Source organism: Halochromatium glycolicum (genome assembly GCF_016584085.1).
In the GTDB taxonomy this organism is placed as follows: Bacteria; Pseudomonadota; Gammaproteobacteria; order Chromatiales; family Chromatiaceae; genus Lamprobacter; species Lamprobacter glycolicus.
In genome coordinates this window covers 173323-186462 of the sequence record NZ_NRSJ01000003.1, presented here as the reverse complement: position 1 = coordinate 186462, position 13140 = coordinate 173323, and the positions used below count along the sequence as shown (strand labels likewise).

8 protein-coding genes and 1 pseudogene are annotated in these 13140 nt (G+C 65.4%); 2 read left to right on the top strand and 7 right to left on the bottom strand.

What is annotated here, in order from left to right; all coding sequences use genetic code 11:
* Nucleotides 1-338: 338 nt before the first annotated feature.
* The 4 genes and pseudogenes from cas2e to CKO40_RS03075 form a co-directional block, all read right to left on the bottom strand.
* A pseudogene (cas2e, locus tag CKO40_RS03090) lies at nt 339-524 on the bottom strand (type I-E CRISPR-associated endoribonuclease Cas2e); the annotation flags it as partial.
* A gap of 108 nt (nt 525-632) precedes the next feature.
* Nucleotides 633-2405 carry an ATP-binding protein gene (locus tag CKO40_RS03085; protein WP_242476759.1) on the bottom strand — a complete coding sequence of 591 codons (1773 nt, stop codon included), beginning with the start codon at nt 2403-2405 and terminating at the stop codon, nt 633-635.
* 166 nt (nt 2406-2571) lie between these two features.
* Complete coding sequence (locus tag CKO40_RS03080; RefSeq protein WP_242476757.1) at nt 2572-4350, bottom strand: ATP-binding protein; 1779 nt, start codon at nt 4348-4350, stop codon at nt 2572-2574.
* A gap of 277 nt (nt 4351-4627) precedes the next feature.
* Entirely contained in the window at nt 4628-6427 is a 1800-nt protein-coding gene (locus CKO40_RS03075) for an ATP-binding protein (RefSeq protein WP_242476756.1), read from the bottom strand.
* Between the two features lie 452 nt (nt 6428-6879).
* On the opposite strand from CKO40_RS03075, the gene CKO40_RS03070 reads away from it, so the two are divergent.
* Nucleotides 6880-8136: a LysR substrate-binding domain-containing protein gene (locus CKO40_RS03070; RefSeq protein ID WP_200344599.1), complete on the top strand. Its 1257-nt coding sequence runs from the start codon at nt 6880-6882 to the stop codon at nt 8134-8136.
* On the top strand, nt 8133-10577 hold the full coding sequence (rlmKL, locus tag CKO40_RS24065; protein WP_242476755.1) for a bifunctional 23S rRNA (guanine(2069)-N(7))-methyltransferase RlmK/23S rRNA (guanine(2445)-N(2))-methyltransferase RlmL: 2445 nt from the start codon (nt 8133-8135) through the stop codon (nt 10575-10577). The genes CKO40_RS03070 and rlmKL overlap by 4 nt, the downstream gene beginning before the upstream one ends.
* Nucleotides 10578-10721: 144 nt before the next feature.
* Here the strand turns inward: rlmKL and CKO40_RS03055 are convergent, their stop codons facing one another.
* From CKO40_RS03055 to CKO40_RS03045, 3 genes are all read right to left on the bottom strand, one after another.
* Nucleotides 10722-11162, bottom strand: coding sequence for a type II toxin-antitoxin system VapC family toxin (locus CKO40_RS03055; RefSeq protein WP_200344598.1), 441 nt, complete (start codon nt 11160-11162; stop codon nt 10722-10724).
* Complete coding sequence (locus CKO40_RS03050; protein WP_200344596.1) at nt 11152-11379, bottom strand: type II toxin-antitoxin system Phd/YefM family antitoxin; 228 nt, start codon at nt 11377-11379, stop codon at nt 11152-11154. The genes CKO40_RS03055 and CKO40_RS03050 overlap by 11 nt, the downstream gene beginning before the upstream one ends.
* A gap of 61 nt (nt 11380-11440) precedes the next feature.
* The gene (locus tag CKO40_RS03045) at nt 11441-13075 is read right to left on the bottom strand and encodes a tetratricopeptide repeat protein (RefSeq protein WP_200344594.1); all 1635 of its coding nucleotides are present in this window, start codon (nt 13073-13075) and stop codon (nt 11441-11443) included.
* Nucleotides 13076-13140: the final 65 nt, after the last annotated feature.

Sequence of the window (13140 nt, the reverse complement as noted above, 5' to 3'; positions counted from 1 at the left end):
CCGATCTGAGTCATTTCCTGCAGAGACTACCAGACTCGCCCATCCCCTGGCGCTTGCTACCGAGGGTCATGGCGAACTGCATCTGGCGGCTCGGCTCGCGACCCTGATTCCGCTCGCCTTCCTGGCCCATTCAATCCTCGATCACTGCGATAGCGGTTCATCCCCGCGGGCGCGGGGAACATTGTGGCCAAACACCCTGCAAGGTGAAGTTGAACGGTTCATCCCCGCAGGCGCGGGGAACATCCTTCAAGTAAGCTATTGTTTTACCTCAACAAAAACGACCGCCCAGAATCTAACAATTTATCCGGTACTTGGAGCAAGGCGCATGATCCGAATTGTTAAGGAGATTGTTGTGGCTCATCGGGTGGCAGGAAATTGACAAGTCTGAGGCCGTCAAAGTCGATGGGAACGCGGCGATTCTTGCCGAGCGTGACGAAATCATAGCCGGAGTCAGCGTTGCTGTTCCAGGTCATGACGACGTTGCCGTACTCGATCCCTTCTTCGATCTGCTGCCACCAGCTTGTAGCGAGTGGTCGTTGAGTTTCCGGCGTGCCGCTACCCCGATATGGTCGTTCGGCTCGCGCCGATCCAACTTGAGCGGCCGCAGAGCAGGGCTCGCACCGCCTCGCACCTCAGCGGAGACACCGCCAATCGGCCTCGATGAGATTGCGCGCTGTGCTGCTAAAGACGAGGCCGACCTCGAAGAGCCCCTTGCCCGGCGCGGCGCGGTATTTCTCGCTGTAGCCGCGCGCCTGGATCTGGGCCAAGGCCGGGTTGTGGGCGGGTATTGCTGAAGCGTCTGCGGGGCATTCAGTGCCGGCATCAGTCCTCGCATCCGCCTCCGCATCAGGGGGCGGATTCGCGCGCACAGCCGTGTCGAGTGAGGCCGGCGCATCCGCATCCGTTGGGTCTGCTGGAGCTGACGCCACGCTCGGCGCCGAATCGGGTGCCCAGGCGGGCGCGATTCCCGGCACACCGACGTCGCGATCGTCGCGGCGTCGCCCGTCGCGCACCAGCTTGATCTCGATGACGTAGATGTACCCTTCAAGCTTGAGGGTCAGATCGACCTGGCCGTGATTGGTCAGGTCTTCGGGGATGATCTCGGCATCCAGGCTGGCGAAGAAGGCATAGAGCACACTGGCGTAGTAGCCCTCAGCCTCGGGCAGGTCGTTGCCGGTGAAGTTGCGCCAGGGGATGCCGGCGAACAGGCGTTTGATGGTGGCAATCAGCGCCGGTAGGTCGGCTTGCGTCAAGGCCTCGCCAAGGCCGCGCTTGTAGCTCAGGCGCGTGTCGCTGATGCCGGCATAGGCATCGATGAACTGATTGTTGAGCGCGCGGCGGACCTCGTTGTTCGGCACGCGCAGCTGGAAGGTCAGCTCGCCCCACTGCTGCGTGGTCCCGGCCACGGTCAGGTACCCGGCCTGGAACAGCAGGGTCACAGGGTTGATGCGTTCGATGTCAAACGAATCCAGGATCTCCTCGCTGACCTCGAGCCGCTCGAGATCGGGCAGAAAATAGCGGCGCTGCTGGAACAGCTTGATCAGGAAGCTCGGGCTGCCGGTCTCGAACCAGTAGTTGCGGAAGCTGTGGCCCGTGTCAATGAACAGCAGGATGTCGTAGGGGTTGTAGACTGGCTCACCGAGAAAACCGTAGCCGTTGTACCACTGGCGCAGTTGGTCCCAGTCGACGTCGGCGAGGTGCGCGGCGAAGGTGGTCTCGAGATCGCGCTGGGTGTAGCCGCAAACGGTCGCGTACTGCGGGTGTAAGGTGATGTCGTTGAGCTGATTGAGCCCCGAGAACAGGCTGACTCGACTGAACTTGGAGACCCCGGTCAGGAAGACGAAGCGCAGGTGGGCATCTTCGGCCTTGAGCACTGAGTAGAGATTCTTCAGCCCGTCGCGCAGCGCGGCGGCGCGCTCGGGATGCTCGATGTTGTCGAGGATCGGCTTGTCGTATTCGTCGATCAGTACCACCACGCGCTGGCCGTGATGGTCGTGCGCGCGCTGGATCAGCTCGCTGAAGCCGCCAGCGATGCTGCGGTTCTCGCAGCGGACGTCCAATCGCTGTTGATTGGCGCGCAGGCGTTCGTGAATCGCCTCATCGAGCTCGGCGCGGCTCTGCACCACGCCGGCAGCGAAGTCGAGCAAAATCACCGGATGGCGTTGCCCCCAGTCCCAGTGCGGATGGATATGCAGCCCGCGAAACAGCGCCGCGTTGCCCTCGAACAGCTCCTTCAGGGTGTCGACGAACAGGCTCTTGCCGAAGCGCCGCGGGCGCGAGAGGAAGTAGGCCTTGCCCTGCTCCGCCAGTGCCTGGGCCGCGGCGGTCTTGTCGACGTAGCAATAATCACCCTCGCGGATCTCGCGGAAGGTCTGGATGCCGATGGGGAGCCGTTGGCAGGACATGAGGGTTGGAACGATGACCTGTTGCTGACTGCGCGGGTCATAGCATGGGCACAGCCTTGCTGTCGATCTGCAGGCGATCCCTGTCGTCTAGCGCCGCAAGCCGTCGTTGCGCGTCGGTGGCACTTGCTCAAGCGCACCGACGGTCGGTAGCGAAACCTCTGCAGACTCAGTGCAATCGCCGCCAATCGGCCTCGATGAGATTGCGCGCAGCGCTGCTGAACACGAGGCCGACCTCGAAGAGCCCCTTGCCCGGCACAGCGCGGTATTTCTCGCTGTAGCCGCTCGCCTGGATCTGGGCCAAGGCCGGGTTGTGGGCGGGTATTGCTGAAGCGTCAGCGGGGCGTTCAGCGCCTGCGTCAGGCCTCGCATCGGCCTCTGCATCAGGGGGTGGATTCGCGCGCTCAGGCGGGTCGAACGAGGCCGACACCTCCTCGCCCTTTGGACGTGCAGGCGCGGACGCCACGCTCGCAGCCGAATCGGGTGCCCAGGCGGGCGCGATTCCCGGCACACCGACGTCGCGATCGTCGCGGCGTCGCCCGTCGCGCACCAGCTTGATCTCGATGACGTAGATGTACCCTTCAAGCTTGAGGGTCAGATCGACCTGGCCGTGATTGGTCAGGTCTTCGGGGATGATCTCGGCATCCAGGCTGGCGAAGAAGGCATAGAGCACACTGGCGTAGTAGCCCTCAGCCTCGGGCAGGTCGTTGCCGGTGAAGTTGCGCCAGGGGATGCCGGCGAACAGGCGCTTGATGGTGGTGATCAGCGCCGGCAGATCGCCGGCGACCAGGCTGTCATAGAGGCCATCCTGCAGCCGTATGCGCGTCTCTTCGAGGCCGGTGTAGCCGCTGATGAACTGATCGTTGAGCGCGAGGCGGACCTCTTGGTTAGGCACCTTGAGTCTAAACATCAGGCGACCGCGACGGACCTCTGTGCTGGCCACGGTCAAATACCCCGCCTGGAACAGCAGGGTCACCGGATTGATGCGCTCGATATCGAACGAATCCAGGATCTCTTCGCTGACCTCGAGCTGCTCGAGATCGGGCAGGAAGTAGCGTCGTTGCTGAAACAGCTTGATCAGGAAGCTCGGGCTGCCGGTCTCGAACCAGTAGTTGCGATAGCTGTGGCCATCGCTGATGAACAGCAGGATGTCGTAGGGGTTGTAGACCTGCTCGCCCAAGAAGCCGTAACCGTTGTACCAGCGGCGCAGCTCGGCCCAATCGACACCGGCAAGATGCTCGGCGAAGGTGGTCTCGAGATCCTGCTGGGTGTAGCCGCAGATGGTCGCAAAGGGGGCGCTGAGCGTGATGTCGCGCAGTTGATTGAGTCCCGAGAATAGGCTCACGCGGCTGAATTTGCTCACTCCGGTCAGAAAGACGAAGCGCAGATGGGCGTCTTCGGCCTTGAGCACCGAGTAGAGATTCTTCAGCCCATCACGCAGCGCGGCGGCGCGTTCGGGATGTTCGATGTTGTCGAGGATCGGTTTGTCATATTCATCGATCAGCACCACGGCACGCTGGCCGTGCCGTTCGTGCGCGCGCTGGATCAGCTCGCTGAAGCAACCGGGGATGTCCTGATCCTGCCAGTCGCACTCGATGCCGAGTCGTTGGCCGTTGCTGTCGATGAGCAGACGGATGCGCCGGTCCAGCTCGGCGCGGCTCTGAACCACGCCGGCAGCGAAGTCGAGCAGGATCACCGGATGGCGCTGGCTCCAATCCCATTGGTCATGGATGTGTAGGCCGCGAAACAATGCCTCGTTGCCCTCGAACAGCTCCTTCAGCGTATCGACGAACAGGCTCTTGCCGAAGCGCCGCGGGCGCGAGAGGAAGTAGACCCCGGCTTGTGTTGCCAGCCTCTCGGCCTCGACGGTCTTGTCGACATAGGTAAAGCCGCCTTCGCGAATCTTGCGGAAGGTCTGGATGCCGATCGGGAGCTTTTGCTGAGACATGAGTCTTGGCGTGATGACCGCTTGCTGACTGTGCGGGTCATAGCATGAGAGCGCTCTGGATGTCGACCCAGACCGAGGAGCGCTGCTACCTCGATCGCACTGACGACACCACCGAGGACCTGCTGCGCTGCGCGTAGCCGTTGTTCGACAGTGGCACTTGCTTGAGCGCTTAGAAGCTGTCCATCAACTTCTTCCCGATTTACGGGCCAGCGCTGGGCGATCATCGGGAAGTAGAAAAATGGACAGCCACTTAGCAGGTCGCGATCCCTCGGTAGACTCAGTGCAGCCGCCGCCAATCGGCCTGGATCAAATTGCGCGCGGCACTGCTGAAGACGAGGCCGACCTCAAAGAGACCCTGGCCTGGTGCTTGCCGGTATTTCTGGCTGTAACCGCGCGCTTGGATCTGCGCCAGGGCTGGGTTGATGGCAGGCGCTGCTGGAGCGTTAGCCGCTAGCTCAGAGCCAGTGCCAGCGCCAGCGCCAGCGCCAGCGCCGAAGGCTGGGGCCGCGCTGGTCGGATTGCCAAGCAAAGCAGGCGAGTCCTCGCTTGTTGCGGTGGCAACAGTTGTCGGAGCTGTTGCCGGAACTGTTGTTGGGGCTGTTGCCGGAGCTGGGACTGACGCTGCGGTGATGGCGTTCGGCTCTAGATCCCGATCATCCTTGCCGCGCGCATCACGCAGCAACTTGATCTCGATGACGTAGATGTAGCCACCGAGCTTGAGGGTCAGATCGACCTGACCGTGATTGGTCAGGTCTTCCGGAATGATCTCGGCATCCAGGCTGGCGAAGAAGGCATAGAGCACGCTGGCGTAGTAGCCCTCAGCCTCGGGCAGGTCGTTGCCGGTGAAGTTACGCCAGGGGATGCCGGCGAACAGGCGCTTGATGGTGGCGACGAGGGCCGGCAGGTCGGCCTGCGTCAAGGCCTCGATGAGCCCACGCTTATAGCTCAGGCGCGTGTCGCTAATGCCCGCATAGGCATCAATGAATTGGTTGTTCAGCGCGCGCCGCACCTCGTTGTTCGGGATGCGCAACCGAAAGGTCAGCTCACCCCACTGCTGCGTGGTCGAGGCCACGGTCAAATACCCCGCCTGAAACAGCAGCGTCACGGGATTGATGCGCTCGATGTCGAACGAATCCAGGATCTCTTCGCCGACCTCGAGCTGTTCGAGATCGGGCAGGAAGTAGCGTCGCTGCTGGAACAGTTTGATCAGGAAGCTCGGGCTGCCGGTCTCGAACCAGTAGTTGCGGAAGCTGTGGCCATCGCTGATGAACAGCAGGATGTCGTAGGGGTTATAGACTGGCTCACCGAGAAAACCGTAGCCGTTGTACCAGCGGCGTAGCTCGTCCCAATCGACCCCGGCCAGATGCTCGGCGAAGATGGTCTCGAGATCCTGCTGGGTGTAGCCGCAGATGGTCGCAAAGGGGGCGCTGAGCGTGATGTCGCGCAGTTGATTGAGTCCCGAGAACAGGCTCACGCGGCTGAATTTGCTGACTCCGGTCAGGAACACGAAGCGCAGATGGGCATCTTCGGCCTTGAGCACCGAGTAGAGGTTCTTCAACCCATCACGCAGCGCGGCGGCGCGTTCGGGATGTTCGATGTTGTCGAGGATCGGCTTGTCATATTCATCGATCAGCACCACGGCACGTTGGCCGTGCCGTTCGTGCGCGCGCTGGATCAGCTCGCTGAAGCAACCGGGGATGTCCTGATCCTGCCAGTCGCACTCGATGCCGAGTCGTTGGCCGTTGCTGTCGATGAGCAGACGGATGCGCCGGTCCAGCTCCGCGCGGTTCTGTACGACCCCGGCAGCGAAGTCGAGCAGGATCACCGGATGGCGCTGGCTCCAATCCCATTGGTCATGGATGTGCAGGCCGCGAAACAACGCCTCGTTGCCCTCGAACAGCTCCTTTAGCGTATCGACGAACAAGCTCTTGCCGAAGCGCCGCGGGCGCGAGAGGAAGTAGACCCCGGCTTGTGTTGCCAGCCTCTCGGCCTCGACGGTCTTGTCGACATAGGTAAAGCCGCCTTCGCGAATCTTGCGGAAGGTCTGGATGCCGATCGGGAGCTTTTGCTGAGACATGAGTCTTGGCGTGATGACCGCGTGCTGATTGCGCGGGTCATAGCATGCGCTCAGCCTTGCTGTCGATCTGCGGGCGATCCTCTCGTTCAGCGCCGCACGCAGTCGTTGCGCGTCAGACCCCGGTCAGGAAGAACGGGAAGAACGGTTGTTGGCAACATCGGGGTATGCTTACGACTTTAGGCAATTGCCGGAAAAGCTCGTACCGAATTGCGCAGGATGTTCGTTTGCCTTCGAGGAGCGTCGCCGGGAGCATAGCCGGGCTATGTGACCGGCGGCGCGACGAAGAAGGCGAGCGAAAAGACCAGCAAGGCGGTATGAGCTTTGACAGAAATCGCCTTAGGTCATCGCCTGCGACCCACCACGCGACGCGATGCGCTTGGGGCTCGCCCAACCTCGATCCAATTTCGATCCAACCTGGCCTGCCGCCCAGCGGCAGCGCGCATCAACCGCTCATGAATCTCCGCGACATCAAATACATCCTCGCCCTCGCCGAGACCCGGCACTTCGGCCGCGCGGCCGAGCGCTCGTTCGTCAGCCAGCCGACATTGAGCGGCCAGATCCGCAAGCTCGAGCACCAGCTCGGCGTGACCATCTTCGAGCGCACCAACCGCTCGGTCGAGATCACGCCGACCGGGCAGTTGATCCTGCAGCATGCGCGCTTGCTGATGGAGCAGGCCGATGCGATCGAACAGGTCGCGCGCGCCCATCAGGACCCGCTCGCTGGACCCTTGCGCATCGGCGCCATCCCGACGCTGAGTCCCTACCTGCTGCCGCTGATCCTGCTGCCGCTGCGCGAGCGGCTGCCGCAGATCAAGCTGGTGCTGATCGAGGAGATCACCGATACCCTGCTCAAGCGGCTCGAGCATCATGAGGTCGACGCCGCGCTGCTGGCCACCCCGGTCGCCGAGCCGGAGCTGATCGCCCGGCCGCTGTTCGAGGAGCCGTTTTGGCTCGCCCACCCGCGCAATCATCCGCTCGGTAACAAGGACGCGATCACCTACGCGGACCTGGAGGAGACCGAGCTACTGCTGCTGAGCGACGGCCATTGCCTGACCCATCAGGTGATGGAGGTGTGCCGGATGGCCGAGCGCCCGCGCGGCGGGGAGATGGCCGATCTGCGCGCCTCCAGCCTCGAGACCCTGCTGCAACTGGTCGGCGCCGGCTTCGGCTGCACGCTGCTGCCGGCGCTCGCCTGCGACGGCGAGACCCCGGCCGACAGCCCGATCGTTCGACGCCCCCTGCATCTGGCCGACGCCTACCGCCGGATCTCGCTGGTCTCGCGCCGCAGCTTCCCACGCCAGCAGGCGCTCGATGCCTTCGCCGAGGTGCTGGTCTCGCAGCTGCCGGCGTCGGTGCGACCGGTGACTGTAGCGGTGAGCGGGCCTACGGCAACGACCGAATCTGCAGATGCTGCCGACCCCGCGGCCATCGCCGACTCTCCGGCAGCGGCCGACCCTCCGTCAGCAGCGGACTCCACGGCAGCGGCCAGGCAGGCAACCACCGCTGCGCCGCCCCCGACCGCCGCGGCCGGGACTGGTGGTGCCGCACCTGCGGCGGCACCTGATCCAGCAGCGGCACCTGATCCAGCGGCGGCACCTGCCCCATCAGCGGCACCCGACCCAGCGGCCACCCCCGACCCAGCGGACGCACCCGAGCCATCCGGCACGGCGGCGCCAGGCCGGGACTCCGCCACTACGCCGCGCCGATGAGCGAATTGCGCTTCTTCGCCAGCGCCGCGCGCCACCTCGAGGGCCTGCTCGCCGAGGAGCTGCGCGGGCTCGGCATCGCCAGCGCCAAGGAGACCCGCGCCGGCGCCGAGTTCTCCGGCAGCCTGGCCGATGCCTACCGCGTCTGCCTCTGGTCGCGGGTCGCGGGACGGGTGCTGCTGCCGCTCGCCGAGTTCCAGGCGCCCGATCCGGACGCGCTCTACGCCGGCGTGCGCGCGCTCGATTGGTCGGCCCACCTCGGGCCGGAGCAGACGCTGGCGGTGCAGGTCGACAGTGCCCGCTCCCGCGTCGAGCACAGCCAATTCGCTGCCCAGCGGATCAAGGATGCGATCGTCGATCAGTGGCGCGAGCGCGCCGGCCGCCGGCCCAGCGTCAGCCCGGTCCGGCCCGATATCGCCCTTCGCTGCCGGCTGTTCCGCGATCAGGCCCGCCTCTTCCTCGACCTCTCCGGCGAGCCCCTGCACCGGCGCGGCTGGCGCGTCCAGGGCGGTGCGGCGCCACTGAAGGAGACCCTGGCCGCGGCGCTGCTGCTGCGCGCCGGTTGGCCCGAGATCGCAGCCAACGGCGGCGAGCTGCTCGACCCCCTGTGCGGGATTGGCACCCTGGTGATCGAAGGCGCGCTCATCGCCGCTGACATCGCGCCCGGTCTGCAGCGCGAATACTGGGGGTTCAGCGGCTGGCGCGGTCATGCCCCATCGGCCTGGGGTAGCCTGCTGACCGAGGCCAAGGAGCGCCGGGCCAACGGCCTGCACCGCCTCGCCCGCGGCGGGATCAGACTGCGCGGCAGTGACCTCGACCCGGCCGCGATCAAGGCCGCGACGGCCAACGCCGCGCAGGCGGGGCTCGCCGGGCATGTCCGCTTCGAGCGCCAGCCGTTGCACAGCTGTCGGCCGATGCGCGTCCCTCAACAGTCATCGGCAAACTCAACGGCCACTGCGACGGCTAACATCAGCACAGAAGCCAGTGCCAAATCAGCGACCACTGCCTCGGCCAATACCGCGACCGACAAAGAGAGCGGTCTCAGCGCCAGCAGCATCTCAATGTCGGATGCGGACGCCGGCAGCAGCCGAGCGCCGAACCTAGGCCCCGGCCGCGCCGCGGCACCCAGCCCCAGCGCCCGCGAAGCCGCCGAGCCGCACTTGGCACCCCCGCCACCGGGCTTGCTGATCACCAACCCACCCTACGGCGAGCGCATCGGCGCCGAGGATCTCGCCGGTCTCTACCAGGACCTCGGCGCCCTGCTGCGCGAGCAGTTCGATGGCTGGCGTGCCGCGGTGCTGACCGGCAACCCGGACCTCGGCAAGCGCATGGGGCTGCGCGCCGAACGCTTCCATACCCTCTACAACGGCCCGATCGAATGCCGGCTGCTGCACTTCCGGGTCGCGCCCGAGACGCATGTCTCGGATCGCCCACGGCCGTTGCCGTCGGCCGAGCGCGGCCCAGGCGCCGAGATGCTCGCCAACCGACTGCGCAAGAATCAGAAGCAGCTGCGGCGCTGGCTCGAGCGCGAGGGCATCAGCTGTTATCGGCTCTATGATGCCGATCTGCCCGAGTATGCGGTCGCGGTCGATGTCTATCAGAGCGCCGATCCGGCGACACTCGAGCGACGCTTCGTGCTGATCCAGGAATACGCCGCCCCGGCCGGGATCGATCCCAAGGCCGCTCGCCGCCGGCTGCGCGAGGCGACCGGCGTGATCGCCGAGCAGCTGGCGGTGCCCGAGTCGGATCTGTTCTTCAAGGTACGCCGACCGCAGCGCGGCCACGCACAGTACGAGCGCCTCGGCCAGCGCGGCCAGTTTCACCCAGTCGCCGAAGGCGGCCTGCGCTTCTGGGTCAACCTCGAGGACTACCTCGACACCGGCCTGTTCCTCGATCATCGGGACACCCGCCGGCTGATCGGCCAGCTCGCCGAAGGCCGCCACATGCTCAACCTATTCGGCTACACCGGCACCGCAAGTTGTTATGCGGCCAGCGGCGGCGCCCGCTCGACCACGACCATCGATCTCTCGAAGACCTATCTCGACTGGGCGCAGCGCAACCTGTCGCTGAACGGCTTTGGCGGCAAGCGGCATCAGATGATCCAGGCCGACTGCCTCGACTGGCTCGCCAAGGCACGGGCGTACCAGGGCTACTTTGGGCTGATCTTCCTCGACCCGCCGACCTTCTCGACGTCGAAGCGGATGCGCCAGAGCTTCGATGTCGAGCGCGACCAGGTCGAGTTGATCCGCGCCGCACTCGCGCTGCTCGCACCCGACGGCGAGCTGGTCTTCTCGACCAACAAGCGCCGCTTCCGGTTCGATGAGCAGGCCCTCGGTGACGCCGATCCGACGCTCGTCATCGACGACATCAGCGCGCAGACCCTCCCGAAGGACTTCAGCCGCAACCCGCATATCCACCGCTGCTGGCGCATCCGTTGGCGATGACGAGGGCGCCCCACAGATCCTGTCAGGGGTGCTGACCCCCTCGGATGCAACGCATCCCGTGCTTGGGAGCACTAACAGAATCGCTCCTTCAGACTTTTAAATCAGTTGCTTGTGCGATTCCAGCAGCCGTTTTGATCGCACCTCTTAGAACCGCACGACCTCAAGGCCCATGGCCACCCCCGCATCGGCCATCACCGCATCCGCGGTGGCGAGCATCCCAATACCGGCGTACCTCGCCTGTGCTAGGTGCAACGCATCGAGTGTGCGCAGCGGGTGCTCCGGATAGCGGCTGATGAGATGCGTCGCCTCGGCAAAACGGGCATCATCCAAGGCGTAGAGCTGCAGCCAGCCACGATCGATGTCCTCGAGAAAGGCCGCAAAGACCAAGGATTCCAGCTCGGCCGTCAACTCGCCCATGCGGCGACGGCGGCTGAACAACGAGCGCATTTCCGTTCGCGTGAGGCTGCTGATGACCGCGACATCCAAGGCCTGCAGAAAGTCGACAAAGGCGTCGGAACCGAGCTCATTCAGATACCACTTCGCGAGCGCACTGGTATCCAAATAGGCGCGGCGCTCAACGCTCATCGCGCTCCGAGCGAATCAGATCGACTGAAGGCGTCGCTATCCGTGCCGTGCGTTGGCGCAGATCCGCGTGATTCGGGCGTTGCCGATCCCGCGACACCGGCAACACCCGCGCAATCGGCTGACCGTGACGATGAATGATCAGCTCACCCGCCTCGTCAACCAGCTCATCCAAACGGCCCAAATTGGCCCGCATCTCTCGGATGTTGAGCGCTTTCATCGCTTGACCTGATTTGTGCTACAAATAATGAAAATGTAGCACATCTTGGACAGCGCAGCTGTCACCCTGACGCATGCCGGGCGACCGCAACCAATGCCTCCACAGGCCGATCGCCTTCCCGCCGCAGCACGACCTGATCGAGCTCCTCGACGACCAGCCCGGCCTTGCTGAGCACGGCGGTCAGATAGTGCCGGTTGTGACGATAGCGGCCGGAGGGCTGCAATTCCCAGGTCTCGTCATCGGTCTCCTCGGTCGTCGCGATGAATAGGCCATCGGCCCGCAGCGCACCCGCCAGCGCCGCGGCGAGCGGCTCGAGGGCGCCGAGATAGATCAGCACATCGGCCGCAATCACGACGTCCCAGCGCGCCTCGCTCGCGTCCAGGAAGGTCTGGGCATCGACCTCATGCAAGGCATCATAGACATTGCGCTCGGCGGCGCGCGCGAGCATCGCCGGCGACAGGTCCAGCCCCTCGAGCCGCTCAACGAGCGGGCGCACCATCGGTCCGACCAGCCCGGTGCCGCAGCCGATGTCGAGCAGGCTCCCGGCGCCCCCGGGGCGGACCGCTCGCAAGCGCTCGGTGACGAGCTGCGGGCCGCTGTAGTCGAGCGCACCGAGCCGCTCATCGAAGCTCTCAGCGAAGGCATCGAAGGTCGCCCGCACATAGGGCCCGCTGGCCCGTTCAGGTGGCGGGGCATCCATCAACGGCGGTGCCAAATGCTGCGCCGTCGCGCTCTCGGGATGGTTGCGCAGCCAGGCGGCCGCCTCTTGTTGCGCCCGCTCGGTGTGGCCGGCGGCACGCAGCGCATAGAGGGTCTGGCCATGCACCGTGTGGACGGACTCGGCGTCGGGCTGGAGCCTCAGCGCCTGCTGACCGGCGTGCAGCGCGGTCTCGAGCGCGCCGGCATCCTGGGCGGCCTCGGCCAGCCCGATGCGCGGGGTTGGGTCTTCGGGGGCGACCTCGGTGGCCGCGCGGAAGGCCGCGATCGCCTCCTGCGGCTGCTGCAGCCGCCGCAATGCGTTGCCGAGCATCAGATGCGCCTGCGCCAGTTGCGGCGCCTGCGCGATGGCCTCACGTGCCGCTTGGGCCGCTTCATCATCGCGCCCCTTGCGCCACAGTGCCGCGGAGAGACCGGTCAGCGAGGGGGCGTGGTCGGGGCGCTGGGCCAATGCGCGACGGTGCAGCGCCTCGGCCTCGTCGAGACGGCCGGCCTCGCGCAGTGCATGGCCACAGGCGCTGAGCACCGCGGGCGAGCTCGGGGCCAGACTGGCGGCGCGCTCCAAGGCCGGCAGGGCCTCGTCGTCACGCCCCTGCGCCTTGAGCACGGTGGCCAGGTTGGCGAGGATCTGAGGACTGTCCGGGGCCACGGCGAGCGCGTCCCGATAGGCTTGCTCGGCCGCGGCAGGCTGGCCCAGGTCCTTGAGCGCCAAGCCCAGATGGCGATGGATATCCGGGTTGTCCGCATCGCCCTTGAGCGCGGCGCGGAAATGGCGCACGGCCTCTCGGGGCCGGCGACGCTGATGAACGGCGATGCCCAGATAGTAGAGCGCGCGCGCATCGCTCGGGCGCCGACGCAGGATGCGGCGATAGGCCTTCTCGGCCTTTTCCAGCTTGCCGGCACGATGGAGGCCCGCGGCCTCCGCGAGCGCCTTGTCTCCATTACGCGATGAGCCGCGCGACGGGGTACGCTGCGCCATGAGGGCTCCCCTGTTCTGGCGTTGACCCTGGCATGATTCTGTTGCGTTATCGCGCAAGGCGTCAA